At 43.7% G+C, this 26,994-nt stretch carries 24 protein-coding genes and 1 pseudogene; 14 read left to right on the top strand and 11 right to left on the bottom strand.

Translation table 11 applies throughout. The features are described from left to right. Positions 1 to 2: 2 nt before the first annotated feature. Positions 3 to 2,333 carry a hypothetical protein gene (locus GKS34_RS14055; protein WP_163385472.1) on the bottom strand — a complete coding sequence of 777 codons (2,331 nt, stop codon included), beginning with the start codon at positions 2,331 to 2,333 and terminating at the stop codon, positions 3 to 5. A gap of 238 nt (positions 2,334 to 2,571) precedes the next feature. Between GKS34_RS14055 and GKS34_RS14050 the strand changes: the two genes are divergently transcribed. From GKS34_RS14050 to GKS34_RS14035, 4 genes are read left to right on the top strand one after another with little or no spacing between them, the layout of a single operon-like run. Further along, complete coding sequence (locus tag GKS34_RS14050) at positions 2,572 to 3,792, top strand: Lnb N-terminal periplasmic domain-containing protein (RefSeq protein ID WP_163385471.1); 1,221 nt, start codon at positions 2,572 to 2,574, stop codon at positions 3,790 to 3,792. 55 nt (positions 3,793 to 3,847) lie between these two features. Next, on the top strand, positions 3,848 to 5,887 hold the full coding sequence (gene uvrB, locus GKS34_RS14045; RefSeq protein ID WP_163385470.1) for an excinuclease ABC subunit UvrB: 2,040 nt from the start codon (positions 3,848 to 3,850) through the stop codon (positions 5,885 to 5,887). After that, positions 5,884 to 6,324, top strand: coding sequence for a hypothetical protein (locus GKS34_RS14040; RefSeq protein WP_163385469.1), 441 nt, complete (start codon positions 5,884 to 5,886; stop codon positions 6,322 to 6,324). Before uvrB ends, GKS34_RS14040 begins: the two co-directional genes overlap by 4 nt. Positions 6,325 to 6,329: 5 nt before the next feature. Further along, positions 6,330 to 6,965 (top strand): AlbA family DNA-binding domain-containing protein, encoded by a 636-nt coding sequence (locus tag GKS34_RS14035; RefSeq protein WP_163385468.1) that lies wholly within the window; start codon positions 6,330 to 6,332, stop codon positions 6,963 to 6,965. Here the strand turns inward: GKS34_RS14035 and GKS34_RS14030 are convergent. Next, complete coding sequence (locus GKS34_RS14030) at positions 6,955 to 7,461, bottom strand: regulatory protein RecX (RefSeq protein ID WP_163385467.1); 507 nt, start codon at positions 7,459 to 7,461, stop codon at positions 6,955 to 6,957. The two genes, GKS34_RS14035 and GKS34_RS14030, sit on opposite strands and share 11 nt — an antisense overlap. A gap of 73 nt (positions 7,462 to 7,534) precedes the next feature. Here GKS34_RS14030 and tpiA point away from each other — a divergent pair, with 73 nt between their 5' ends. Next, on the top strand, positions 7,535 to 8,296 hold the full coding sequence (gene tpiA / locus GKS34_RS14025) for a triose-phosphate isomerase (protein ID WP_163385466.1): 762 nt from the start codon (positions 7,535 to 7,537) through the stop codon (positions 8,294 to 8,296). A 77-nt stretch (positions 8,297 to 8,373) separates the two neighbouring features. Beyond that, positions 8,374 to 9,210, top strand: coding sequence for a 50S ribosomal protein L11 methyltransferase (prmA, locus tag GKS34_RS14020; protein ID WP_163385465.1), 837 nt, complete (start codon positions 8,374 to 8,376; stop codon positions 9,208 to 9,210). 14 nt (positions 9,211 to 9,224) lie between these two features. On the opposite strand, the gene GKS34_RS14015 is transcribed toward prmA, so the two are convergent. Continuing rightward, positions 9,225 to 10,607 (bottom strand): DUF4270 family protein, encoded by a 1,383-nt coding sequence (locus GKS34_RS14015; protein WP_240459304.1) that lies wholly within the window; start codon positions 10,605 to 10,607, stop codon positions 9,225 to 9,227. Then, positions 10,567 to 11,379 carry a glycogen/starch synthase gene (locus tag GKS34_RS14010; RefSeq protein ID WP_163385464.1) on the bottom strand — a complete coding sequence of 271 codons (813 nt, stop codon included), beginning with the start codon at positions 11,377 to 11,379 and terminating at the stop codon, positions 10,567 to 10,569. The genes GKS34_RS14015 and GKS34_RS14010 overlap by 41 nt, the downstream gene beginning before the upstream one ends. 129 nt (positions 11,380 to 11,508) lie before the next feature. Here GKS34_RS14010 and panC point away from each other — a divergent pair, with 129 nt between their 5' ends. From panC to GKS34_RS13980, 6 genes and pseudogenes are all read left to right on the top strand, one after another. Further along, complete coding sequence (panC, locus tag GKS34_RS14005) at positions 11,509 to 12,366, top strand: pantoate--beta-alanine ligase (protein WP_163385463.1); 858 nt, start codon at positions 11,509 to 11,511, stop codon at positions 12,364 to 12,366. 8 nt (positions 12,367 to 12,374) lie between these two features. Continuing rightward, positions 12,375 to 12,722 (top strand): aspartate 1-decarboxylase, encoded by a 348-nt coding sequence (gene panD / locus GKS34_RS14000; RefSeq protein ID WP_163385462.1) that lies wholly within the window; start codon positions 12,375 to 12,377, stop codon positions 12,720 to 12,722. Continuing rightward, positions 12,719 to 13,747 carry a lysylphosphatidylglycerol synthase transmembrane domain-containing protein gene (locus GKS34_RS13995; protein ID WP_163385461.1) on the top strand — a complete coding sequence of 343 codons (1,029 nt, stop codon included), beginning with the start codon at positions 12,719 to 12,721 and terminating at the stop codon, positions 13,745 to 13,747. The genes panD and GKS34_RS13995 overlap by 4 nt, the downstream gene beginning before the upstream one ends. A 3-nt stretch (positions 13,748 to 13,750) precedes the next feature. After that, positions 13,751 to 14,443 carry a zinc metallopeptidase gene (locus tag GKS34_RS13990; RefSeq protein ID WP_163385460.1) on the top strand — a complete coding sequence of 231 codons (693 nt, stop codon included), beginning with the start codon at positions 13,751 to 13,753 and terminating at the stop codon, positions 14,441 to 14,443. A gap of 189 nt (positions 14,444 to 14,632) precedes the next feature. After that, positions 14,633 to 14,935, top strand: a pseudogene (locus GKS34_RS13985) (acyl-CoA dehydrogenase family protein); the annotation flags it as partial. 140 nt (positions 14,936 to 15,075) lie between these two features. Further along, positions 15,076 to 16,005 carry a helix-turn-helix domain-containing protein gene (locus GKS34_RS13980; protein WP_163385459.1) on the top strand — a complete coding sequence of 310 codons (930 nt, stop codon included), beginning with the start codon at positions 15,076 to 15,078 and terminating at the stop codon, positions 16,003 to 16,005. Here GKS34_RS13980 and GKS34_RS13975 read toward each other — a convergent pair. The 3 genes from GKS34_RS13975 to GKS34_RS13965 are packed head-to-tail and all read right to left on the bottom strand — an operon-like array spanning position 15,988 to position 17,424. Beyond that, positions 15,988 to 16,767 (bottom strand): phosphoglycerol geranylgeranyltransferase, encoded by a 780-nt coding sequence (locus GKS34_RS13975; protein ID WP_163385458.1) that lies wholly within the window; start codon positions 16,765 to 16,767, stop codon positions 15,988 to 15,990. The genes GKS34_RS13980 and GKS34_RS13975 overlap by 18 nt on opposite strands. Then, positions 16,751 to 17,083, bottom strand: coding sequence for a hypothetical protein (locus tag GKS34_RS13970; RefSeq protein WP_163385457.1), 333 nt, complete (start codon positions 17,081 to 17,083; stop codon positions 16,751 to 16,753). Before GKS34_RS13970 ends, GKS34_RS13975 begins: the two co-directional genes overlap by 17 nt. 2 nt (positions 17,084 to 17,085) lie before the next feature. Next, positions 17,086 to 17,424 carry a phage holin family protein gene (locus GKS34_RS13965; RefSeq protein WP_240459308.1) on the bottom strand — a complete coding sequence of 113 codons (339 nt, stop codon included), beginning with the start codon at positions 17,422 to 17,424 and terminating at the stop codon, positions 17,086 to 17,088. 261 nt (positions 17,425 to 17,685) lie between these two features. Here GKS34_RS13965 and GKS34_RS13960 point away from each other — a divergent pair, with 261 nt between their 5' ends. Beyond that, a complete protein-coding gene (locus tag GKS34_RS13960) occupies positions 17,686 to 18,312 on the top strand; it encodes a DsbA family oxidoreductase (protein WP_163385455.1) in 627 nt (208 codons plus the stop codon). Positions 18,313 to 18,372: 60 nt separating this feature from the next. After that, positions 18,373 to 19,860 carry a 1-hydroxycarotenoid 3,4-desaturase CrtD gene (gene crtD / locus GKS34_RS13955; RefSeq protein WP_163385454.1) on the top strand — a complete coding sequence of 496 codons (1,488 nt, stop codon included), beginning with the start codon at positions 18,373 to 18,375 and terminating at the stop codon, positions 19,858 to 19,860. Here crtD and GKS34_RS13950 read toward each other — a convergent pair. From GKS34_RS13950 to GKS34_RS13935, 4 genes are all read right to left on the bottom strand, one after another. Further along, the gene (locus GKS34_RS13950; protein ID WP_163385453.1) at positions 19,836 to 21,236 is read right to left on the bottom strand and encodes an MltF family protein; all 1,401 of its coding nucleotides are present in this window, start codon (positions 21,234 to 21,236) and stop codon (positions 19,836 to 19,838) included. The two genes, crtD and GKS34_RS13950, sit on opposite strands and share 25 nt — an antisense overlap. Before the next feature lie 121 nt (positions 21,237 to 21,357). Next, complete coding sequence (locus GKS34_RS13945) at positions 21,358 to 22,680, bottom strand: TolC family protein (RefSeq protein ID WP_163385452.1); 1,323 nt, start codon at positions 22,678 to 22,680, stop codon at positions 21,358 to 21,360. A gap of 1 nt (position 22,681) precedes the next feature. Then, a complete protein-coding gene (locus GKS34_RS13940; protein ID WP_163385451.1) occupies positions 22,682 to 25,744 on the bottom strand; it encodes an efflux RND transporter permease subunit in 3,063 nt (1,020 codons plus the stop codon). Positions 25,745 to 25,750: 6 nt separating this feature from the next. Continuing rightward, positions 25,751 to 26,827: an efflux RND transporter periplasmic adaptor subunit gene (locus GKS34_RS13935; RefSeq protein ID WP_163385450.1), complete on the bottom strand. Its 1,077-nt coding sequence runs from the start codon at positions 26,825 to 26,827 to the stop codon at positions 25,751 to 25,753. Positions 26,828 to 26,994: the final 167 nt, after the last annotated feature.

The following is a 26,994-nucleotide window of genomic DNA, read 5'->3' as shown; positions in this document are numbered from 1 at the left end:
GTTTATTGGTTATGTTTCTGCCATTTGAGTGTATGCACCTCCCTTACCCCTACAAGCTGTATCAGGTAGGTTCCGGCAGGAAGTGATACCAATTTACCTTCCAACATTCCGGAGTGAAAATCCGCTTTAAAGTAAAGGGTGAGAAAATTAACCCCTTCCATATTCCAAACCTTGCAAACGGCTATTCCGTCCGGAGACATACTGCCTAAGACCAGGTTAAGAGGGCCGGAAGTGTAGGGGTTGGGATGGATTTTCGGGCTTTGGTATCGGAACAGAGGATTCGTGACCCGAATCACGGGGCTGTAACTGAGCAGTCCATCCATCTCTTTGCCGACAATCTGGTAAAACCAGAAAGGCTCATCCAGCGGGTAGGAACTATCTTCATACCGAATCAACTGATTATCCTGATGGGTCTGAATATTGTCGATAGGAAAGAACTCCTTTGCCTCTCTATCTGAACGGGTAATGATATAATCAACAGGCTCGCCGGAATTACCCTCCCAGGACAGCACCACCCTGTCGCCAATCCAATTGGCCTGAAGCCCGTTCCAATCCAGGGGCAAAACACTCAAGGAACTGGTACTGCCAATGGTCAGCATACTACTTTGCGCTTCCTGGAAATCAAAAGCTCTTTTTGCCCAGAGCCAGCCATCCATTTCTTCGGCCGGAACATGCAATCCAATAGCCGGCAAACCGTCTCCGACTACCCGCAGGTGATTGATATCCTGAACAGCCAGATCCTCAGCGCCAATCCAGGCTATTAGCTGTCCCAAATCGCTTCCGGTAGTACTGATCTCAAAAAAACTATTCAAATGATACACTACTGCCACCCCTTCATCCAAAAACCCCGGATCATAAGTCACCCCAGGAGCTTCAACATAGCCCAAAACCAAAGATTGGCCGACCGTAGAAAAATTTCCTTCCAGAAATAAATGCCTCGGGGCGTCCAGGAATTGATCAAAAAAAGGAAAACGGGCATTTCCGGCATCTAATGCCAGCGGAAGGTTTTCATAGCGCAGTTCCCCCAGGTTGTACCAATTTCCTCCGGAATAGGTGTAAGTGCCCGAAGCATCAAAATCCAGGGTAAGTTGGTGCTGTTGAAAATCTACATCTCCGCCAACCTGTGAATAGTTTTCTGTAACCGTTAAATCATCATTTATCGTTACGAGCCCTCCTTCTTTGTCTATCAGCAAACCGGAAAGTACCAGTCCGGAAACATCCAATTCCTGATCGTTTGAGCCCGTTAGCTGCAGGTTGGTAGCGGAACCATCCGCCACTCCCCCGGAGACAAATATTAAATCTCCTTGAACCGACAACTGATCCGGTAGATTTTTGGTAGCCGCTCCTTCCATGTATAGGTTTTGGTAGACAAAATCTTGCTGTGAGACTGCCATGGATGCCTGCAAAAATTCCTGGAAGCTCTTTTCGGATGCGTAAAATACGTCCCCATCCAAAACCACGTTTACCGCATCTATCTCCGGCTCCTGCCCGAAGAGAACCAGTTTGGCTCCTTCTTCCAGAATAAAGGAACTGGCTGGCCTGTTTTCAGACCTACGGATCAGTTGGTTAAACTCTTTGGAAGCTTCGGAGATCAAGGTGGCACCGGAAGCGATCCGTAGTTCGCCAAAATCTTCGGTACCAAACAACTCGGTCGTCGTGAAAGAAAAAGTGGAAGTAGCTGGAGCCCCATCGGTATTCACCGTTTGCCGGACCGTTCCACTTTGGATTAAAAAACTACTGGCTTTGAACCCTGCATTAACCACCAGTACCTCTCCCGGATCCGGGTTAAAAACCACGGAAAACCTACTTGCCAGGTTTTGCCCGCTCCAGGAGTTCCGATCCACCACAGTCCTGGAGGTTCCCTTGAAAACAATTCGGCCCGTTTCGGGGTAAATCCAGTCATCCCCCAGCCAGGCGCTGCCATAAAGTACATACTCCCCACCGACATCCAAATCAAAGCTATGTAAAGCCCCATATACATCCAGATCAAAGGTCTGCAAATTCAATTTTTTCCCCGCATCCACTGCTCCAAAAAGGTAGATATTGCCCACTTCCTGGTTCTGAGATAGCCTGACTTCATTTCCTTTAAGAATAAAAACATCGTGATTTCGATTCGGTGGAGTTGCCGCTGCAACCCAGGCTACCCCGTCAAAAAACTCCCAAATCCCGGCATCACTCCAGTCACCTACGCCATCTTGGGGCAATTGCGTACGGTAACTGTTAGTGGTAAGGGTAATCTGAGCATATGTCAAAAAAACACAGAAAAGCAACAGGCAAATGGTACCCATTGCCCGCAGGTACAATTGTCCCCCGTTGGTAATGTAAGGTTTCATTTTATAAAAAATATCCTGAATAAAAATGAATTGGTACTAAAAATAAGGAAATATCCGTAAAAACCAAAGCGTGTAATGCATATTTTTTTATAGAAAATCCATTTTTACTTAGATAAATCTGACTTTTAGTAGGAATGCTTCTGCCCAGGATTTGAATGGATAATTATCCGAAAACTGAATTAATCCCGTAAATTTGTTCCGTCCAATTAGCCCTAATTCCCAATCATTTTCCCTTTCCATGGAACATCCCTTTCACCTTTCATTTGCCAGGCTCTTTTTGTTGGTAAGCTTGACCTTGTTTGTTGGCCTTAGCTCCATTCCTGATTCGGAAGCACAGCGTTATACAATCAGCCTCCTAACCTGCGATCCCGGAGAGGAACTGTATTCTACTTTTGGACACAGCGCCGTTCGGGTCAGGGAACTGGATTCCGGTAGGGATCTTGTGTTTAATTATGGGACCTTCGATTTCAATACTCCCTTTTTTTACATCAAATTTATCCGTAGAACGCTGGATTATCAGTTGTCACTGACTACTACCGAAAACTTTCTCTACGAGTACAATTATTTCAAGCGAAATGTACGTGAACAGGAGCTGGCACTTTCGGAGCAACAAGCCAGGGATTTGGTAGCCTTTCTGCAAAACAATTACCGACCGGAGAACCGGAATTACCGGTACGACTTTTTCTTTGATAATTGTTCCACCAGAATCCGGGAAATGCTGGAAACCGTGCTAGGATCCTCCCTAAAATGGAATCATCCCACCGATGCTCCTTCAAAATCCTTCCGGAATTTGATTGACGAATACGTCTACCCACTGCCCTGGTCGGATCTTGGAATAGACCTGGCCTTGGGTGCGGTAATCGACCGTACTGCTAATGAAAATGAAAAGCTCTTTTTACCCGACTACCTGGAAGCCGCTTTTCAACGGGCTACCATTATCGGGGACGGTCCGGAAAGAGCACTAGTCGCTGAAAACCATACCATCTACGACTTCCCTGCTACAGAAGGGCAAAACTGGAATTTTTCCAATCCGTACCTGGTTTTTTGGGCCTTGGCCATCCTGGTGGGTCTGCTTACTTTTTTCGGGTTTCGGAACAAAAGGCTTTATTACGGCCTGGATATTGGAATCTTTACGATTTTGGGTTTGCTGGGTCTATTAGTGGTTTTTCTTTGGTTTTTTACTGAGCATTCCCAGACGAAGTACAATTGGAACCTGCTTTGGGCTTTTCCCCTACACCTGATTCTGGCTTGGTACCTTTTTGCCAAACCGGTCCATCCTTTGGTAAAAAAATTGCTATTAGCATCGATGATCCTCACCGACCTGGCACTGGTAATCTGGATATTGGGATTTCAGTCTTTTCATCCCAGCATTCTCCCCCTAATGCTGATAATTTTGCTGAGAACCAATTTTCTTTATTATAACCTAAAGGCTTTCATCGGTTTGGATAAAAGGAAGTAATCCCGAAAACTATTCACTACCTATCCGACGTTGTAATTAAATAAATTAAAATTATATGGATTTTAATATCATTTCGGATTACGTACCCACCGGCGACCAGCCCAATGCCATCAAAAACCTGGTTAGCGGGGTGAATTCTGGAGAACCTGCCCAGGTACTTTTAGGCGTAACCGGTTCGGGTAAAACCTTTACCATTGCCAATGTAATCCAGGAAGTCCAAAAACCCACCTTGGTATTGAGCCATAACAAAACCCTGGCGGCTCAGCTTTACGGCGAATTCAAACAATTTTTTCCTGACAATGCCGTGGAGTATTTTATCAGCTACTATGACTATTACCAACCGGAAGCCTTTATTCCCACGAGTGGTACGTACATAGAAAAGGATTTGTCGATAAACGAAGAAATTGAGAAATTAAGGCTTTCTGCCACTTCTTCCCTGCTTTCTGGAAGAAGAGATGTCATCGTAGTGGCTTCCGTTTCATGCATTTACGGTATCGGTAATCCGGAAGAGTTTGGGAAAAATGTGATTAAAATTCAGGAAGGGGACCGGATTCCCAGAAATCAGTTTCTTTTCAAATTGGTGGAAATTTTGTACAGTAGGACTACGGGTGAATTTACCCGGGGAACATTTCGGGTAAAGGGAGACACCGTAGATATATTTGTAGCCTATGGAGACTTTGCTTACCGCATTTTCTTTTGGGGGGATGAAATAGAAGCCATCCAACAGGTGGACCCGGAAAGTGGGAAAAAAATCTCAGATGAGCGTCTCATCACGATCTTTCCCGCCAACTTATTTGTCACCGGCAGGGATGTCATCGATACCGCCATTCATGAAATTCAAGATGATCTGGTATCTCAGATAAGTTTTTTTGAGGAAAACCGTAAATTGATGGAGGCGAAGCGATTAAAAGAAAGGACTGAATTTGATCTGGAGATGATTCGGGAACTGGGGTATTGTTCCGGTGTAGAAAATTACTCCCGCTATTTTGACCGCAGGCTACCTGGAACCCGGCCTTTCTGTTTACTGGATTATTTCCCGGACGACTTCCTGATGGTAATCGATGAGAGTCACGTAACACTCCCTCAGGTAAGAGCCATGTGGGGTGGTGATCGGTCCAGGAAGGTAAACCTGGTGGAATATGGATTTAGATTGCCTTCCGCATTGGATAACCGTCCCTTGAAATTTGATGAATTTGAATCCCTGACCAATCAGACTATCTATGTCAGCGCAACTCCCGCAGATTATGAATTAACCAAATCCGAGGGAGTGGTAGTAGAGCAAATCATCCGCCCTACCGGTCTTTTGGATCCGGAAATAGAGGTCCGTCCCAGCGGTAATCAAATCGATGACCTGTTGGAAGAAATCGACCAAACCATCAAAAAAGGTTTTCGGATCTTGGTAACCACACTTACCAAACGGATGGCAGAAGAGCTGGATAAGTACCTGGCCAAAATAGGCGTGAAATCCCGTTATATCCATTCGGAGGTAAAACCCCTGGACCGGGTAGAAATATTGCGCGAGCTAAGGCTCGGAATATTTGATGTTTTGGTAGGAGTAAACCTGCTACGGGAAGGGCTGGATCTCCCGGAAGTGGCCCTGGTTGCCATTCTGGACGCCGACAAAGAAGGTTTTCTTCGAAATGAAAGAAGCCTGGTGCAAACCATAGGCCGTGCCGCCAGAAATTCCGAAGGCAGGGTCATTATGTATGCAGATAAGGTCACGGACAGCATGCAATCGGCTATCGATGAAACCAACCGGAGAAGGGTCAAACAGAAAACATACAACGAGGAACACGGCATTACGCCAACAACTGTCATAAAATCCAGAGATAGAATTATGGGGCAGACGAAGGTGGCCGATAGCAAAAGGAATGCAAAGATCTATGTAGAAAACAATCCCGAAGAAGTCGATGTGGCAGCAGATCCGGTAATTCAGTATTTAAGCCGGGAGAAACTGGAAAAACTCACCAAACAAACGCAAAAACGAATGGAAGCTGCAGCAAAGGAACTTAATTTTATGGAGGCGGCCCGACTTAGGGACGAGTGGATAGGGCTGCAAAAGCGCCTGGAAACCCTGAATGGAGGTTCCTCATGAAAAAGACAGGATTAATTATTTTTTCGCTACTGGCTTTATCCTTTGGAATAAACAGGGTGCAAGCTCAGCAGGCAGGCGGTAGTTTTTTGATCAGTGCGGGTTTGGATTTGGTCCGATCCGACCTGAATCAGGTGATGGAACGGGCTCAATTTGGAGCTGAGGTCAATTATTTTTACCTGCATCACCTGTCCTTTTCAGGAGGTTACGAATACAATTTGACCCGTCCCAATCAAGTCACCGGCGGAATTCGCTGGTATCCCTTGGAACCGGTATTTATCAGAGCCAGGGCCTTAATCGGCAACAAGGCCGATATCGGTGTCGGGTTAGGGTACACCTACAACTTTACCTACCGGATGAGGCTGGAAAGTATGGTGGATTATTATGTTCAGGAAAAAGCCTTAGGGGCAAGGGTGGCCATTGCAGTATTGATAAATTAACGGGGATGACGCTTCAGGAAATTGGAAAAATAGCACAGAAAGGGGAAGGCCTGCGCGTGGAATTCAAAAAGAAAGCAGCCCATCCGGAAAAAATCGTCAAGGAAATTGTGGCCATGGCCAATACAGAGGGTGGTCACTTGTTAATCGGTGTGGACGATGACGGCACTGTCAGCGGGCAACGATACATTGAGGAGGAAGTCTATGCCATGGACAAAGCCATCCAGGAATTGATTTTGCCTGCCATACACCTGAAAAAACACGTGATTGACCTAAGCTCCAAAAAAGGAGTAGCTGTATATGAAATCAGAAAAAGTAAATCTGCCCCGCATTATATTCTAGAGAACCAACGAAAAAAGGCCTTTGTGCGGGTAGCGGACAAAAGCATCCAGGCAAGCAGGGAAATGTGGGAAATCATGAAACGCAAACAGCGACTGGACGACATCGTCTTCAAATATGGAAAAAAGGAGGAGCTACTGATGAAAGCCCTGGTCTCACGTCCCCACATCACATTAAAAGAATACATGGCATTAGCCAAAATTCCGGTCTATATTGCCTCCAGGACCCTGGTAAAGCTGGTATTGGCAAACGTAATCGAGGTGATCCCACGGGAATTGGAGGATCTATATGTGCCTAAGTACTAGCCAGCTCATCCACCGTATTTCGGATTAGGTCGGGTTCAAAGCCCCTGAAAGCTAAAAAACGGGTAACTTTTGCTTTCTTTTTGTACAGATCCGGTTCTCTGGTCAACTTCCATTTTCTATCAGCCAGAAACTTCAAGGTTTCTTGGTATTCCCTTTCATCAATGGCTTCCAGCGCATCCCTTATCAAATCATCGGATATTTCCCGCATTTTTAATTCCTGTCGGATACGTACCTTGCCCCATTTTTTGAGACCGAATTTTCCTCGTACATAACTTTCCACGAAGCGACCTTCATTAAGAAAATCATTTTCCAGGAGCTTACCAATGATTTTATCCGTATCTGAAGAGGTCAACCCCCATTCCTCAAGCTTATTCTGAACCTCCATAAGGCATCGTTCCTGATAGGCACAATAGGAAGAGATTTTTTTTAGGCCCTGAGAGAAACCTACCTTCTTTTTTGAGCTGGAAACTGCATTTCCTTTTTCTGGAATTGACATTTTGCGTATTTTTAGCTTTTGGTTTACCAACGGGATAATCCTGACCAAATATATAAATCTTAACTAACATATCATGCGAAAAAAAATTGTAGCAGGAAATTGGAAAATGAATTGTCTCCAGGAAGAAGGGCAAAAACTAACTTCGGAGATTGTGAATATGATAAAAGATGAACCAACAGCCGATGTAACCGTAGTATTAAATCCGCCGTATGTCCACCTCCATGCCGTAAATAAATTGATAGCAGGTGTAGATCGTCTCCATTTAGGAGGACAGAACTGTTCGGATCAGGCATCCGGAGCCTACACAGGTGAGATATCTGCGAGCATGTTGGCCTCTTTTGGCGCAAGCTATGTCATCATAGGCCACAGCGAGAGAAGGCAGTATTTCAACGAAACCAATGAGTTGTTGACTGCAAAAACCCGCCAGGCACTGGATAATGGACTACAACCGATATTCTGTTGTGGTGAACCTTTGGAAATCAGAGAAGCAGGAACTCATGAAGCCTATGTAAAAGAGCAACTTACAGCCAGTCTTTTTAATTTTTCTGAAGAGGAATTAAAAAAGATCGTCATTGCATATGAACCCATCTGGGCCATCGGCACTGGCAAAACGGCTTCTTCAGATCAAGCACAGGATATGCATGCCGCTATCCGGAAACACCTAGCTGGAAAATACGGTGACGCTGCTGCCAATGAAATTTCCATTCTCTATGGAGGTAGCTGCAAGCCCGACAATGCCAAAGAAATTTTCTCTAAGACTGATGTTGACGGGGGATTGATAGGAGGAGCTTCTCTGAAATCCAGAGACTTTGTAGCGATTATTCAATCATTTTAAAATACAGCACACGTTAAGGCCCGGGCATAATCGTGTCCGGGTTCTATTAAACTGGCATTTATTTAATCCTTTCAGCAGTGGAATACCTGGACATTAACATCTCTTGTAAATCGGAATACAAAGACATACTGATAGCCGAAATGGCGGATATTGGTTTTGATGCCTTTCTGGAAACAGAAACCGGTTTTGATGCCTGTATTTTGTCGGAAGCGCTCGATAGCTCCCTCTGGAAAAAATTCCTTAGGCGTTACAAAAAGCCAGCCCAAATTACCGTAAGAGAAAGGCGGTTACCCAAGATGAATTGGAACGAAGAATGGGAAAAAAATTACGATCCTATCTCCCTGGCTAAGAAGGTATATGTCAGAGCCACTTTTCATCCGAGTAGGAAAGACGAATTCATCCACGAAATCATCATTAATCCAAAGATGTCTTTTGGTACCGGCCACCATGCCACTACCTTTCTCATGCTGGAGTGGATGCTTACCCTGGACCTTCAGTCGAAAAAAGTCATGGACGCCGGCTCAGGAACCGGTATTTTGGCTATTATGGCTAAAAAGCTGGGAGCCGAAAAGGTTATTGCCTTCGATATAGACGAATGGAGCGTGGAAAATGGTAATGAAAATTTTGAAATAAACGGCATGTCCGAATTGCGCATGCAAAAAGGCACCATTTCCACGGTGGAAGCCCCCGGACAATATGATTTGATATTGGCCAACATTAATAAAAACGTACTGTTGGAGGAGATTAAAACCTACAGCCAGAAACTAGCCCCCGGGGGCCAGCTCTTACTAAGCGGCTTTTATGAAGGGGATTGCGAAGATATACGCCTGGAGGCGGACCTTCACAACCTGAAACCTGTAGGTCAAAAAATAAACAACCATTGGGCCGCTATGCTATTTACTAAAACCCCGTGAGTTTTAAAAAAAAGTTACCTGACCCTGGTATAATAAACTTTTAACTTAATATTGTCTTTGGCCAGCTTAAATTCCCGAAGCGAGCGTTTGAATGCATCCGAGGTAACCGGGGCCCTTTCTGTACTGGGAACATTGGGATACAAAAATAAATCTGTTCGCACCAATCCGGAGCGGTATATCGCATTTACGTAAGAAGTAATCTGATTGGCATACACCCTGTCCTCGGTATTATATATCAAACCGGTTTGATTGTTGGTCGTAGGGACCACATTTCCTTCTGGATCCAGGCCTGTATGCCCCTGTCCTTCGGCTTGTATGGCTACTTCAGCTCCATCAAATCTTCGGTAGATTTCATTATCCTCGGTCGCAAAATACATGACCAGGGGATTGTAAGGAGCTTTAAATTCGGGGTATTCTTCAACCGGTCCTACCTCCAGCATGATCTGGTTGAAAGTAATGTTTTCAAGGGTATCCAAAAACCCATGTAAAGGGCTCATATCCAATTTAAGCATGAGTCCTAAACCTGCCTTAGTACCAACCCGATCTCCAGGTACATCATACGCCTCTCCTCTTTCTACCACAGAACCAATGGCCGAACCCTGCCGATCGCTCAAAATGCCGTTGAAATGTCGGGATTGGATAGTATTGATTGGATAAGCTGTGGACACGGTATCTCCATCGTAGTGGTAGTACAAAATCATGCCTGTTCCACTTCCGGTAGCTAGTGACAAGGATGCGTTTTGTTCGGGATCACCCGTAATCGCTATCCCAGGAAAATAATCCCGAAATGCGAAAATATCATCAAACACAGGATCATCAGTAGTGAGCTTTCCAAAAAGCTCGGCAGACAGATCCGGAGAAACTTCCATTCGCAATTGGTTGACCGTATCGGGTGCTAACAGGAAGGATCCGGAGGCGATGGTATTGTCCTCCTCAAATGAAAGGTGGTTGAAATTGTAATACGCAGTATCCAGGATAGGTTCGGTAAGCCGATGAACCTGAAAAGCTTTTTCTTCATCAAAATCTTCTCCGATCAAATCCACCACGTTCATAGTGAAGACTGCGGAATCAAACAAGGCTTCGGGTCTGGGGGGGATGCCGTTGGGATTGAAAGAAAGCCGGCTATATCCGATGGCTTGCGTCGTCCCAAAGAACTCACTTTGGTCACCACCTACCAATAGCCTGCCCTGGCTCGTGGTGTTAAATGAATCCGCAAGGACCAAATAAGGAGAAAGGGGTATTTCTTCATAGAAAACCCCTATCTGATTAGAGCCCGGCTCCAGCACCAATCCAATTTCGGATGGATCGGAGCAAGCACTTGTGAAAATGAGTAAGGCAATTAAAAATACATGGGCTTTAGCCAGCAAGCTCCGTGTAGATATTGTAATAACTTTCAAAAAGCTGGTCTTTTTCTTCACTGTTAATTTCAAACTGCTTGTCTTTTGATGATTCCTGTATCATGGCGGTCAGGCTTTCGGAAATATCCTCACCCTTAACGACAACATCTGCATATTCCATACCCAATTTCAGAAATCCTTCATAATCTTTGGACTTCAAAGGGGCGAGGAGCTTGTCGTCAATATCCACCATTTTAATTTTTTCAAATAAATCGTCCCCAAATTTATGACTAAATCCGTTATTATAAATGGCAAACACGGATTTTGTTTCCTTGAAAAGGGGCTCGTTTTTGTAGGTCGTTTTCAGGTACAAAGGAATCAAACTGGTCATCCAATCATTACAATGCACGACATCAGGCGCCCAACCTAATTTTTTAACGGTTTCAAGTACCCCTTTGCAAAAGAAAATGGCTCTTTCGTCATTATCTTCGTAAAACTTATTTTGCTTATCAAAGAAAACGCTTTTCCTCTGAAAATAGTCTTCGTTATCGATGAAATAAACCTGAAGCTTGGCGTTGGGAATGGATGCCACTTTTATAATCAGCGGCTTTTCCTCTTCTCCCACGGAGATATTGATTCCGGAAAGCCTTACTACTTCATGCAACCTATTCTTTCTTTCGTTGATTAATCCGAATCTGGGAACCAAAATTCGAATTTCCATTCCTTTTTCCTGCATAGCCTGAGGCAAGGCCCTGACAAAATTGGCTACCTCTGAAGTTTGAAGAAAAGGATTGATTTCACTTGCTACGTAAAGAATACGAAGTTTAGACATATCTAGTGTGTTTTGTTAAAGGGATATAACGGGACTACAAATTTACAAAAAAAATCAGAAAATCCCATTGTTTTTATTCAGAATAATATACTTTTGCACCTATTTTCCTAAACTACCCCAACGAAGCACTTGGAAAAATTTGACACCATACTCGCTGTCAGACAGCAAATAAAGAGATTAAGAGGCCAGGGAAAGTCTATAGGGTTGGTGCCGACTATGGGAGCCCTTCATCCGGGACATTTAGAACTGATTCGCCGATCAAAGAAAGAGATGGAGGTAACCATCGTCTCTTTATTTGTTAATCCCATTCAATTCAACAGCCCGGAGGATCTGGCAAACTATCCAAGAAACCTGAGCCAGGATATGCAAATGCTCGTTGAGGAGGGGGTCGACCTCCTTTTTATCCCGGATGAAAAGGAAATGTACCCGGAAGCGGTCATTACCGAATTTGATTTCGGGCCCATAGAACAAGTTTTGGAAGGTCGATTTCGTCCCGGCCATTTTAACGGTGTCGGCATCGTAGTGTCCAAACTCTTTCATATCCTGCAGCCCGATCAAGCTTATTTCGGTCAAAAAGACCTTCAACAAGTAACCCTGATTCGCAGGCTTGTAAAGGATCTCTCTTTCCCTACCTCTATTGTTACAGTGGCTACCGTTAGAGATGAAAGTGGTCTGGCGCTTTCCTCCAGAAATCTTCGGCTTTCTGAGAAGGGAAGAAAAACTGCTCCCCTCCTTTACGAAACCCTGCTTTTTTGCAAAGAGGAACTATTGAAAGGAAAAGATTGGTTATCCCTCAAAAATGAAATAATTGAACGAAAGCTTAGACCTGCATCGATTGAACCAGATTACCTGGAATTGGTGGAATTAAGCCGGTTTTCTCTAATTAGTTTCCCCATTCCGCACGTCCCATTCGCCATTTGTATTGCTGCTTACATTGAAAATATCCGTTTAATTGACAATATTGTCATCAGGGAGAAGCAGAATTAACCATTGCCATGCACATCCAGCTATTAAAGTCAAAAATACACCGGGTAAAGATAACCCAGGCCGAACTTCATTATGTGGGCAGCATTACCATCGATGAGGATCTGATGGATGCCGCCAATATCATTGCCAATGAGAAAGTTCAGATAGTCAACATCAATAATGGAGAGCGCCTCGAAACGTACGTTATCAAGGGAGAAAGGGGCAGCGGCCAGGTTTGTCTCAATGGCCCGGCTGCGCGTAAAGCGCAGGTAGGGGACATTGTGATCGTCATTTCTTATGCCAGTATGGAGTTTGAAGAGGCGAAAGTCTATAAACCAATCGTGATTTTTCCAGACGAACAAAACCGGCTGATTTGAATAAAAAATTAAAAAGGGGAATCCAACTGACCCTACCCCTCCTTATGGCTGTGGGTATTTTTTACTTCCTGTATAAAGACGTAGAAAAAGAAACGATCCTATCTGCCCTAAGAGAGACGAACCTGTTTTGGCTGGGGGCTTCCCTTTTTGTTGGAATCATCGGCTACGCACTTCGCGCCTGGAGATGGAAATTACTGATTTCCACAAAGGAGGCCTTTTCTGTAAACACAGTCACCGTATTTTGGGCCCTTATGCTGGGATACCTTATAAATTTATTGGTCCCGAGAGCCGGAGAATTGGCCAGGTGCGGGGCAGTTAATCGCGTCTACCCCATTCCCACTGGCAAATTAATTGGAACGGTCGTTATGGAACGAACCATAGACCTGGCTTTAATGCTATTGATGGTTACCCTGGCTTTTCTGCTCCAGGGAACGGTATTTTTGGAGATCTTTGGCATGCTGGTTTCTGTTCCTGCTCTGAGCCAGTTTATCCAGAGCTATTTTGCGCTGGGGATGGTGGTTCTCGGTGGTTTGGCTCTCGCTCTTTACCTGAGCTATATAAAATTCAAAAACCACCGCCTGGTAGGGAAAATACGACAGTTTTTGCGACAATTTGTCAGTGGCATCGAAACGGTATACCAGATGAAAAATCAATGGGGTTTTTGGATTGCCTCTTTATTGATTTGGTTAATCTATTTTCTTATGATGTACTGGATCGCTCTTGCCATGCCCGCTACCAGCTCATTATCAATGGGTTCTGTACTAATGGTTTTAGTCATGGGTAGCTTAGGCATGGTCGCACCAGTACAAGGCGGAATCGGTACCTTCCATGCCATGGTCGCCTTCATACTATTGTTTTATGGTATTTCTGAGGAGCAGGGCAAGATATTTGCAATGGTAGTCCATGCCTCCCAAATGCTAACCATTTTAATATTGGGAGGTATCGGCATGCTTTATTTCTTACCAAAAAAGAAAGCAACCTTAACATTGAAAGAAACGTTTATTAGCAAAAAAATAATTAAATAAAAAATGGGAATTATATTAATAGTCGTAGTATTTGGAGTTTTGGGTTACTTAGTAAGTAACAAGCTCAAAAGTAAATTCAAGAAATATTCTCAGACTTCCCTTAAGGCAAATCTTTCTGGTAAAGAAATTGCGGAATTGATGTTAGCGGATAACAACATCCACAACGTACAGGTGAATTGCGTGGATGGTCAGCTTTCTGATCATTACAACCCCATGAACAAAACCGTGAATCTGAGTCCGGATGTGTATTATGGAAGAAACGCAGCTGCTACAGCAGTGGCTGCCCACGAATGTGGTCACGCCGTTCAGCATGCGCAATCCTATGCCTGGCTGAAGCTACGATCTGCTCTGGTACCTATTCAAAACGTGAGTGGAAAAATTCTAAACTTCGTTTTAATTGCTTCGCTTTTCGGTGGTATCGCCTTGCTTGGACTTCCTTATGAAGCAGTAGGTGTGGTGGTCGTAGGTGCATTTAGCATGCTGACATTGTTTAGTCTGGTAACGTTACCCGTAGAATTTGATGCCAGCAACCGTGCTCTGGCATGGGTAAAGGAGCGCAATATCGTTACTCCTGATGAATATGGCATGTCTAAAGATGCATTGAAATGGGCTGCCATGACCTATGTGGTAGCTGCCCTTGCCTCCCTGGCTACACTGGCCTATTATTTCTTTATTTTCTTTGGCGGAAGGGATTAGAAACCAACAATATAAATTAAGATTTAAAGGGGCATCAATTGCCCCTTTTTTTGTTTTTAGCGTATTACCATTTCCATTGTACTGGCCATGGAGGAGATTTCAAAAACCGATGCGTCCGCCGGTGTGATCATGCCTGCCAATAATTCCCTGGTATGCTGGGGAATTGAGAAATATGCCAGCGGACAGCTGGCTATTCAATTTAAACTAGCAGATATGGCTACCGAAATTGAGGCAGCCTACCTGCTGTGCTACGAGGCTACTTTCGCCTAAGACAAGGGAGGGGATTACTCGAAATTGAATGTCATGGCCAAATTGTACTCCTCAAAGGTGGCGATGGACGTCATCACTGATGCCATTCAGATTCACAGAGGTTATGGATACGTGAGGGAATACCAGGTAGAAGGCATGATGCGGGATGCAAAAATTAAACAAATCTATGAAGGCACTTCAGAAATTCAAAAAATAGTTATATCGAGAAGCATTTTAAGATAATTGTATAAGCTGTGGATTTTTAAAAATATATATTAATTTTCATATCGAAATTTAGTTTATTCTAATTTTTTATCTATAATTGTCATCACAAATCAGAAAAAAAATATACTTTTACAAAAAAAAACCTAAAGGCACTGATCATGGAATATTACAATAAGGTGATTGAGTCGGTTGGGGTAAGGTACGTTAAAGGAAACAACTTCAAGATAGAGCGGCCAGTAACCATCACCGACTATACAGATTCTGAAAACACTGCCATCCTGCTTCACAGGGGATCGCTCAACTTTGGAGAGGATCAGGAATCTGTTAACGAGGGAGAAATACTTTTTATACCTGCTGGAAGATCTACTCGCGTTTCTTTTGGCACCGTAACCAAAAGAAATGAAACCAATAACGAAAACTTCTTAGAGAATAAGAAAAAATACCTCCAGACCATTAGCTTTAAAGATATAAAAAACCTGGAAGACGATTGCATCACTTCCGTTACCTTTGAAGCGAAGGTTTTTGACGTAGTCAATTTCTTTAATTCACTGGGCATACCTGCCTTTGTCATCAGGTTCAATGACCGAATTGCCTCTATTCTGGAAGATGTGGTTAAGGAATCCGAACAAAATACACCGGGAAAAGAACGGGTTATCAAGCTATACACGGAGCTCTTGGTAGTAGAGTTGGTTCGCCATATCCTGAAAAACAGGCTATTTGTGGAAGAATTATCTACCAATAGCACTTACTTCAAAGACCCCAGACTTATCGACATGTTCAATTACATCAAAAAGAACATTGGAGGGGACCTTTCGAACAAAGTATTAGCCAAAGTTGCCAATGTCTCTGAAGATTATGTGGGTCAGTATTTCAAAATGCTCACCGGGATCAATCCTCAGGATTACATCGAATACCAGCGAATGGAAGCAGCCGTAGAATTGTTGAGAACCACCAAGAAAAGTATTCGGGATATTGGAAAAGAAGTCGGATATAAAGATACCGCGTACTTTTGCCGCCGATTTAAAATGATGTATGGGCTTCCTGCAGGAAAAATGCGAAGAAGAGAATCCTTAATTAACGTTCAATGAGGCATTGTAACACCGCATAAAATGAAAAACCTCGGCTATCAGTTCGGGGTTTTTTTCTGCCCCATTCCCGATCACCACGAGGTCAGCACCAGCCTCCCAGGCATTTTGTGCTTTGGATAGGGAATTGATTCCTCCTCCTACCATGAGCGGATAACCGGTGCAATTGCGGACTGCTCGTATCATTTCTCGCGGTACCGGAAGATGAGCACCGCTGCCAGCATCCAGGTAAAAAAGCGACAGGCCCAGGAATTTCCCGGCAAGGGCTGTGGCTACTGCTAAATCTTCCTTATCCCTGGGAATTGGAATCGTTTGGCTGATGTATTCCACACTGGTAGACCGTCCCCCATCGACCAGCATGTAACCAGTGGGCAGGATCTCCAATCCGCTCCTGAAAAGGGCTGGGGCAGCAAGGACATGTTGCCCTATCAGTAATTCGGGATTTCTACCGGAAATAAGCGATAAAAACAAAATGGCGTCTGCTTCTTCGGAAACCTGCATGGCACTTCCGGGGAAGAGCACCACAGGCACCCCCGGTCCGTTTACTTGTTTTAATTTCTTTAAACAGATAGCCAGCTTTTCCGGATTGACCAAACTACCCCCAACAAAAAAATAATCCAGAGGGAAAATGGCATATTTTTCGACCTGCTTCAGCCAGGAATCGTGCCTATCCATCTTCTCAGGATCTATCAGCAACGCCAAACTTTTAGTTCCTTCTTTGCTTCGCTGATAAAGCGAATCTTTTAACTCATTTCCTTGATTCATCCTCTTTGCCCAAGTTGGCCACAAAATTTTCTACCAGCCTGGCTTTGCCATAATCAAACGCCATCCAAAATAGCCTGTTTCGGATGTTTCGAAAGAAGGAGAATCCCCTTTTCTTTTTCTTTTTGCTCTTTTTTTTGCTCTCGTCACTTTTACGGCCTCTAGAAAACAACTTAACCGATCCCACTGCCAGAAGCCCCCCCAGCACTGCAATACCTGCAACTTTAGCGTAAACCTGCGAATCCTGCTTCAGTAATTCAAGTTGTTTCTGAAGCGTCTGCTCCAACTCCTCCGATTGCCTTTTTAATGCTTCATCCATTTTCAGTCCTTATTATTCTCAAATAAAAATACATATTTGGAAAGCGAGTTTTTCAGTGATTTTTGAATAAATCCAGTATTTCTCAACAAGTACAATAAAATAAATATTACAAGATAAATGCCTGTTAATAATAAAAAGCCTATCGAACTACTTTCATAAATTTCACTGAAATAAAAGGCCAGGGAGATACTACCAAATAGTAAAATAAAGGATGCTGACAAAACCATCAACACTAAGATCCCCAATCTGGCTGCCATGGAACTGATCTTGTCTGTTATTTCAGATTTTAAGATTTTAAACCTTACTTCAATTAATTTCTTTAAAGTAGAAATGATTTCCATCATATCGATTTAGTGGTGAATGATATTGTAAACAAATTAAGTTACTATTTTATTCTACAAAAACCTTGCTATTAGAAAAATAAAGAATCTTTTTCCAAAAGTTCGAAGAGAAGACCAAATGCTGAAAGCTTTTTTTCAACTTGCCAAAAGATAGCAAAAAACTGCAAGCATGTCAGAACCCATCCCAATGGCATGGTGTTATCTGTTTGATCAAGAAATTCCTGATAAAAGCGTTGTCTAAAACAAAATTATAATAATTCAATGACTATAGAAATTTGGAGTGACATTGTCTGCCCTTTTTGCTATTTGGGGAAGCGAAAACTAGAAAAGGCGATGGATGGGTTTGAGCATCGGAATTCCATCAAGGTAATTTACAAAAGCTTTCAGTTAATGCCGCATGTAAAAACCGAACCCGAACTCTCAATCAATGAGTTTTTGGCGAGAGAAAAAGGGATGAGTCTGGAAGAGGTCACGCAGATGAACGAATACGTCACACAACAAGCATTAGCCCTGGGCTTAAACTACCAGTTGGAAAAGGCAATAGTAGCCAATACTTTTCGGGCTCATCGGCTTCTGCACCATGCAAAAAGCCAGGGAAGACAAGTAGAAACAAAGGAACGGCTTATGGAAGCCTATTTTACGGAGGGTAAAAATATGGATGATAGAAATACCCTACTCGAATTGGCAAATGAAATCGGATTGACTCAGTCCGAGGAAATACTTGATAGCGATGAATACGCCTTGGATGTTCGCGATGACGTACTTGAAGGGCGCCAAATAGGTGTAAAGGGCGTTCCATTTTTCGCATTTGACAGAAAATACGCCATCAGCGGTGCCCAGGATATGGAGGTGTTTTCGAAAACCCTGGAACAGGCATTTGGGAAATGAAAAAGAAATATTGCAAACTAAAACAGAAGAACTCTTTGGATTTCTTTTAGTTTTACCTCTATGAACAAGCAGGTAATTATTATTGGTTCGGGCATTGCCGGACTGGCCAGCAGTATCCGGCTTGCCAATAAAGGATATCAGGTTCAGGTATTTGAGGCCAATGCCTATCCCGGAGGTAAGTTGTCCGAAATTACTCAGGATGGTTACCGATTTGATACCGGACCGTCGTTATTCACTTTGCCGGAACAAGTGGAAGAATTATTTACCATATCGGGTAAAAACTCCCACGATCATTTCCGGTATATAAGGTTGCCTGTAAACTGCCACTATTTCTGGGAAGACGGAACCCGCATAAAAGCCTATGCCGATATCAATAAATTCGCAGCCGAAGTGGAATCCAAACTGGGGGAAAAACGCGAAACCGTTCTTCATGCCCTTGAAAATGCTTCCTTTATTTACAAGTACCTTTCCCCTCTTTTTATGCACCGGTCGCTTCACCGGATCGGCACCTGGTTTGGCAGTAATGCGCTGAAAGCTTATTTACGTTTGGGGAAGCTGGGTTTGTTTCAGACCATGAACGAATCCAACCAAAGGCAATTTAGCCATCCAAAGTTGGTTCAATTGTTTAACCGATACGCTACTTATAACGGGTCTAATCCTTACCAAACCCCCGCCACCCTGAATATTATCCCTCACCTGGAGTTTAACAGAGGGGCCTATTTTCCGAAAAAAGGCATGCATGCCATTACGGAAAGCCTTTACAAGTTAGCATGTGAACTCGGCGTTCAATTCCATTTTAACCAAAAAGTGGATAAAATAGTCGTTGAAAAGAATCATGTAAAAGGAGTCATGGTGCAAGGCAAGCTTCATGAGGCGGATTTGCTGGTCAACAATATGGATATGGTTAATGCTTACAAAACCCTGCTCAGGGATCAGCAACAACCCAAGCGTCTGCTCCAGCAACCCAAATCAAGCTCGGCGCTGATATTTTACTGGGGAATCAAAAAAACGTTTCCCGATTTGGACCTACACAACATTTTATTCAGCGAGGATTATAAGGAGGAGTTTGATCATATTTTTTCGAAACAAACGATTTATAGCGACCCAACCGTTTACATTAACATCACATCGGTTTATAAAAATGACGATGCACCTGCCAACTGCATGAATTGGTTTACCATGATCAATGTGCCAAACAATCAGGGACAAGACTGGGAGTTGTTAAAATCCGAGGCCCGTTTTGCCATTATTGCCAAAATCAACCGTACGTTGAACACAGACATTGAGTCATTGATTGAGGTCGAGGAAATTCTCGAACCCATCACCATTGAAACAAAAACTTCCTCTGCAAACGGTGCTCTCTATGGAAACAGCTCCAATAATCGGTACGCAGCCTTTTTACGGCATGCTAATTACTCCCCGATTAAGGGCTTGTATTTTTGCGGAGGAAGTGTGCATCCGGGTGGCGGCATTCCGCTTTGTTTGCTATCTGCCAAAATCATGGCTGACATGATTCCGAAAAATCAAGGATCAACCAATACTTTATAGGATTCATACAAGCTATACACTTCCCGAACATACCGAACGGTTACGTGCCCCTTGGCATAGCCACTTTTGACCCATGGATCCCGGTATATCTCCGGCTGTGATTTTCTTTCCAGATAATAGGCCACGTTCTCCCAGCGTCGGGTATCTTTTCCATATTTGTAGGCCAATCGCCATGCATCCTGAACGTGTCCATGTCCAACATTGTAGGAGGCCAAAATAAATTTAATCCGCTCAGTATTATCCGGCACTCTTTCCATCCAGAAACCATCCAGATACCTCAGGTAATTGACTCCCCCTCGCAAACTTTCATTGGGATTGTTGGGGTCGCTTACACCGAATCGTTGCAGGGTAACCGGCATCAGTTGTAATAAGCCTACGGCACCTGCATAGGATACAGCGGAAGTATTAAACCGGCTTTCTTTATAAACTAGGGCGGCAAGTAGGCGCCAGTCCCACCCTAATTGATCTGCGCCGGCCTTGATAATTTCGTCGTAGGGAGAAATTCTACCGCCTGAAACGGATGAAAAGGCTGAAGAGGACCTGTGAAAACTGTTCTTCTTGTTGAGAAAATATTTATTATAGAGAATGGCCTGGTATCCTGTTCGCTTGATCCGCTCCACCCATTCGTTGATCTTTCCCAATAGTTCCGGGGAGTTTTTCCTCACCGCCCAGGAGACGGGGTTCGAAGGACTGACCATGAGACTGACGTCAAGGTTATCATAGTAGGTAGCGTTTACCAATGCGATATCATCATCCACTACGGTGTAATCAATTTCTTCCCGCACTACCTGGGTAATCAGGTCTTCAAGGCTGGTATTTTCTTCCTGAAGGGCAAAATCCAGTTGAAGGGAATCCTGAAGTGCTGCTAACCGGGCTTGGTAAATTGTTCCTTTTTTAATAAAAATTTCTTTCCCATCCAATTGGTCCAAACTATCCAAATGCGTTTGATCTTTTCTCTGTACCAGAACGGTTTTCATTTGCCCCACAGGATCCGTAAAAGCGGCGTATTTTTTACGCATTTCATTTACCTCAAAATTAATAGCGACAATATCTGCTCTTCCTTTGTTAAGCAGTCGAAAAGCGTCTTCCAGGTCATGCCGGACAATCAAACGCAGACCTACTCCAAGTTGATTGGCCAGGTTACGAAGCATTTCAAACTCGTACCCCATAGTTCTTCCCCGATAGATATAGTAGCTGGTGGATGAATTATCCACAATGGCCCGTAAGTATCCTCTGCTTTTAATAGCATCAAAGTCAATTTCGGCGGGTGATTCCCAAAAATCAGGTTCTGGATCCACACTTTCCGGAGGATTGCAGGCACTTAATCCGATGATTACAAAAACCACAAACTGAAAAAAGAAACTGGTATTTGACATACAATAGGCAGTCCCAAAAGGGCGTTGGTTTATTCAATAATAGCTTTTTATCCTTAATAAAACAAAAAAGGCCCGGAGGATTACCCCAGGCCCATATTTTATCTGTTTAAAAAAAAATGCGCTAGTCCGCATTTTCGAAAAAATAAATTTTGCCCGAAAGTCGCATTAATTCAATTTCATTTTCTTTGATTGTAAAAAGAGACTCTATCAATCGGCTTTCTGCCTGCAGGCGATTCACCTGTGCATCACGGAATTCGAGGTAGTTTGTAATCCCTAACCGAAACCGATCCAATGTGATATCGGCATTTTCAATCGCTACGTCATAATTGTTCTTTTCTATTTCCAGTAACCTTTTGCTATTTTCATAGGTATTAAAGGTGCGTTGCAAATCAGAAAGCATCTGGTTCTCGTATTGTTCCATCAAATGCCTTTGGTTATTGATCTGAATCTTGGCTCCCTGAATTTGCCGGTTCAGAGAAAGACCACTGAAAAGATTTAAGCTAATGGTTGCCCCAAGGTTAATACCCTGTTGCTGGTTGCTCAACAAAAAACCCGCATCCGAATTCAGCTGGTTGTCATTGTAAGATCCATTCAGAGTGATGGTAGGCAAGCGCTGAGCTCTTAGTTCTTTAAGTTGCAGGTAGGCCACGTTTTCCATGCGCTGTGTCACCAAAAACGTCTTGTTATTACTGAAAGCATCCTCTTTCAGATCACCCAGATAAAGGTCCTCTTGAACGGTGATGGTGTCATTGACTGCAAAATCATAATCAGGGCCTACTGCGAGTAATTCATTCAAATTAACTCTGGAATTCTGAATTACCTGTTCCTGACTGACCAAAGCGGTCAAATCGGCATTGTAATCTACCTGGGCGGCCAGAAAATCTCGTTTGGATGCCCTACCAAACTCATACTGAGCTTTGGCTATTTCCAATCTTTCATTAGAAAGTTCCAGCGTATTGTTAAGTACTTCATATCGTTGTTGCTCCAAAACCAGCCTGTAATAGGCAGTTGCAATCGCTGCTACGGTATTTTCGATCACAACTTTGGCTTCGAGTTCACTTACTTCTGCCAGTTTTCCCAACCGTTGGAGCGCTACGACCGCATCTGCACTGAAACCATAGATACCTACCAGACTGTAGTTATTGGTGCGGGTCTGGGCTCCAGGTATGACCCTGGGGTTTTCAGGATCACTCACGAAAGCCTGTTCGGTATCTTCCCTCCTGTACCCTCTGGAATTATTCAGGTCCACGGTAGGCATTAGAACACTAGTGGCTATCTTCCGATCATTTTCAGTCAATAAAACCTGGTTGGTGGCAATTTTAACATCAAAGTTGTTTTCCAACCCGATTTCAACGGCTTTTTCAAAGGTTAACGTTTCGCTTTCCTGTGCAAACAGGCTGTAGCTACCTATTCCCACTAAACCAATCAATAAAAATTTCTTCATATCAGACTCTTGCTAACCTGCCAGTTTTGGATGTCAAATAAGTATAAATGCCCGGGATCACAAATAAGGTCAAAATGGTTGCCAGCAATAACCCGCCAATTACTGCCACTCCCATTGGGACCCTTCCTTCGGAACCCGCACCTAGTGCGAGTGCTATCGGTAAGATTCCTAATATAGTGGACAAACTGGTCATCAAAATGGGCCTGAAGCGCGCAGCTGCAGCTCCTTCGATGGCCTCTCCAATGCTCATTCCCTGGGCTTTTCTTTGGTTGGCAAATTCCACAATCAAAATGCCGTTCTTAGTAACTAACCCTATAAGCATAATAATACCTATCTGACTGAATACGTTCAAGGTAAAATCAAATAACCATAAAGAAAAAAGTGCTCCGAATATGGCCAACGGGACGGTAAACATGATGGTCAATGGATCCAAGAAACTTTCAAACTGCGCAGAAAGCACCAGGTAAATCAATACCAAGGCGAAAATAAAGGCAAACACCAAACTGCTGGAACTGTCACGGTATTCTTTTGAAAGCCCGGCAACATCAGTGGAATAGGTTTCGTCCAGTACTTCAGACGCAATTTTGTCCATTTCTTCCAACCCTGTTCCGACGGTCTCCCCTGGGGCTAACTGGGCTTGAACAGTGGCACTCACAAATCGATTATACCGGTACAATTGAGGAGGCGTACTTCTTTCCGTAATGGTTACCACGTTGTCCATCTGTACCAACTGCCCATCCTCACCTCGAACATAAAGCATTCTTAAGTTGATAGGCTCATTCCGGTCTTCCAACTGCATTTCGCCTACCACCTGGTATTGTTTCCCGTTCATAATGAAATAATCAAACCTCTGCCCGGAGTAACTTAATTGTAATGTTCTTGCAATTTCCTGGACAGAAACCCCAATATTCCGGGCTTTTTCCCTATCAATTTCTACTTCTATCTCCGGTTTGGTGAATTTCAGGTTCACATCTGAGAAACTAAATGCGGGATTTTGACCTACCCTTTCCATGAAAACAGGAATGATTTCCTTTAGTTTCTCCAAAGTTTGTGCCTGTATGACATATTGAATGGGTAGCCCTGCTCTTCTATCCCCGATGGAGGGCTCCTGGGCAGCAAAAGCCCTCACCGCCGTTTTTGATTTTAGATATTCCGATACTTCGTCGAAAATTTCTTGCTGAGATCGGGATCTTTCAGAAGCGTCCTTGAGTATTACCCTAAGAAAACCTGAGTTGGTACTGGCAGTTCCGAATCCAGGAGAGGTTACAGAAATCAATCCCTCCCTTTCCTCGTCAGGAACCAATTCCTTCAACTCTTCAGTCATTTCATCTATAACCCTATCCATATACCCAAAGGTGGCACCTTCCGGACCCGCCATATTGATCCGTATCTGTCCCCGGTCTTCCAAGGGAGCCAACTCAGAAGGAATATCATTAAATAAAAAATAGGTCCCGATGCCCATTAGGGCAATGACCAAAAAAGATACCCCCCTCACTTTCATGAATTGAGACAGTGCATTTGCATATATCTCATTTAACCAAAGGAAAAAAGGCTCTGTTTTTCTATAAAGCCAGTTCTGCTTTTCCCTTTTTTTCAATAATTTGGAACTAAGCATGGGTGTCATAGTCAAGGCCACGAATGAAGAAATGATCACCGCGCCGGCCACAACCACACCAAATTCACGAAACAGCCTTCCTGTGGTACCGGTAAGGAAAATGACCGGCAAAAACACGGCTGCCAAGGCAACAGTCGTGGCAATAACGGCAAAGAAGATTTCTTCGGCACCTTTTTCAGAAGCCTTATCCGGATCCTCTCCTCCCTCAATTTTTGTGTAAATATTTTCCAACACCACAATCGCATCATCCACTACCAATCCAATGGACAGCACGATTCCTAAAAGTGTAAGTACGTTGATGGAAAACCCGGCAAAATACATAACAAAGAAAACCCCAATCAAACTGATGGGAATGGTAAGTACAGGAATGAAGGTGGTTCTCCAATCTCTCAGAAAAAGGAAAATAATCAAAACCACTAATACAAAAGCCACCAAGATGGTCTGCTGAACTTCACTTATGGAACTCCTAATGTATTGGGTCGTGTCAAATCCTATCCCCAATTCAATATCAGGAGGAAGGTCCTTTTGGATGAATTCAAGTCGACGGTAAAATTCGTCCATGATTTCTATACTGTTAGATCCCGGAAGGGGAACCAAAGCCACCCCCACCATGGGAATTCCATCCCGCTTTAACACGGTCCGTTCATTGAGCGGGGCCAACTCTGCTCTTCCTATATCCTGAAAGCGCACCACATTATTTGACTCCTCTTTAATGATCAACCTATTGAATTCATCAGGTGTGCTCATCCTACTCCTGGTCCTTACGGAAAGCTCAATGGATTCGCCTTCAATACTACCAGTAGGAAGTTCCACATTCTCACTTTGTACTTTAGCCAGTACATCCAAGGGGGTGATGCCATAAGAAGCCATTCTGAGCGGATCCATCCTGAGACGGATGGCATATTCCTTTTCACCCCAAATACGGATCTCACTCACCCCATCAATGGTTTGAAGCCGCTCTTTAAACACATTATTGGCGATATCAGACAACTCCAAAAGGCTGCGTTGATTGCTTTGTACATTTAAAAAGACTATGGGTTGGGTATCAGCATCCTGTTTGGTGACAATAGGAGGATCTGAATCCGGCGGGAGGTTCCTCTGGGCCCTGGAAACCCGGTCCCTGACATCATTGGCGGCAGCCTCCATATTGGCTCCCACATCAAATTCCACGGTGATACTGCTGCCACCATCGTTGCTAATGGAAGTAAGGGACTTAATACCGGATATACCATTAATTCCCTCTTCCAAAGGTTCTGTAATCTGGGCCTCGATTACGTCTGCATTAGCCCCTACATAAGTGGTTCTCACGTTGACAACCGGAGGATCTACACTAGGAAATTCCCTGATCCCAAGGAAAGAAATTCCGATAATGCCAAAAATCATAATGGTTAAGGACATCACTATGGACAGTACGGGCCTTCGGATGCTGATGGTTGATAAGCTGGACATGGATTATCAGTTGATTAATGTAATGGCTACGGGCATTCCATCCCTTGCTTGTAAAATACCGGTTGTTAAAACCTGTTCTCCTGGTTTTAAACCGTCAACAATTTGTACTTGGGTGTCTGTCCTTTGTCCGATAACAACTCTCCTGGACTCGACAACACCCTCTTTAGCTACAAATACCTTATACCCTTCCAATTCTGGAACGACCGATTCGGAAGGAACCAACAATGCGTCATCTACTTCATTCAATACCAATCTTATCCGCACAAACATTCCCGGTAGGAATTTTTTGTCCTTGTTGGGACTTTTTGCCCTGATTTTCAAGGTTCGTGTAGCAACGTCAATATTTGGCTCAATGGCATATACTTCTCCCACTGCTTCTTCATTGGAAACATTGGAACGAAAAAATATTTGGGATCCGACCTTGATCTCATTTGAGTACCTTTCGGGAATGGAGAACTCAACCTTTATGGGATCCACGTTTACAATGGTGGCGATTACATCCGAGCTCGCTATGACACTTCCCTCAGATACCTGCCGAAAACCAAGTTCCCCGTCGAAAGGGGCACGAATGACCGTTTTGCTGAGCTGGGCCTCTATCAGTCTGAGATCGGCCAGGTTGGTGTTGTATTGGTTCAGTACAATATCGTACTCCTCCTGACTGATGGCTTCCCTTGAAAGCAATTGCTTTTGGCGGTTTTCCTGGCTTTCGTACAGTTTTTTGGTGTAGTCCAGCCGGTCATATTGTGCCCGTAACTCGTCGTCATTCAGGTACAATAAGGGAGTCCCTTTTCTGACAAATTGCCCTTCCTCAAAAGAAACTTTTTCTACAAGGCCAGCTATTTCCGGACGTAGGCTCACCATTTCATTTGGAATAAGCGCTCCAGTAATGTTGAGGCTATTTTCGAGTTTCTCCTCCTTTAACGTGATCGCTTCAACGGGCATGGCATTTTGAGCACCAGGCTCCGCTGCCTGCGTTGGGGAATTATCCTGACTTTCTGTAAAGTTTATCCTTGGGTAAAAAAATATAATTCCTATAACCAATAGGATACTAATGGTCAAAATGATTTTAGTCTGGTTTTTCATTCTGTTCTCTAAAATAACTAATCTTAACAAGCAGCAAAACAAATGGCACTTCTATCCAACCGTTGCCGGTTCGGAAAGTTTGAAATTCAACAGGTAACTTTACTTCAGTAGGGATCACTAAAGAAATACATCCATTAGAAATTATACTCCATTCATGGCAAATTAAC

Origin of the sequence: Cyclobacterium jeungdonense (assembly GCF_010994275.1) — a bacterium.
Taxonomy (GTDB): Bacteria; Bacteroidota; Bacteroidia; order Cytophagales; family Cyclobacteriaceae; genus Cyclobacterium; species Cyclobacterium jeungdonense.
Note: the sequence above shows the minus strand (reverse complement) of the source record. Positions and strands in the feature narration are given on the sequence as shown.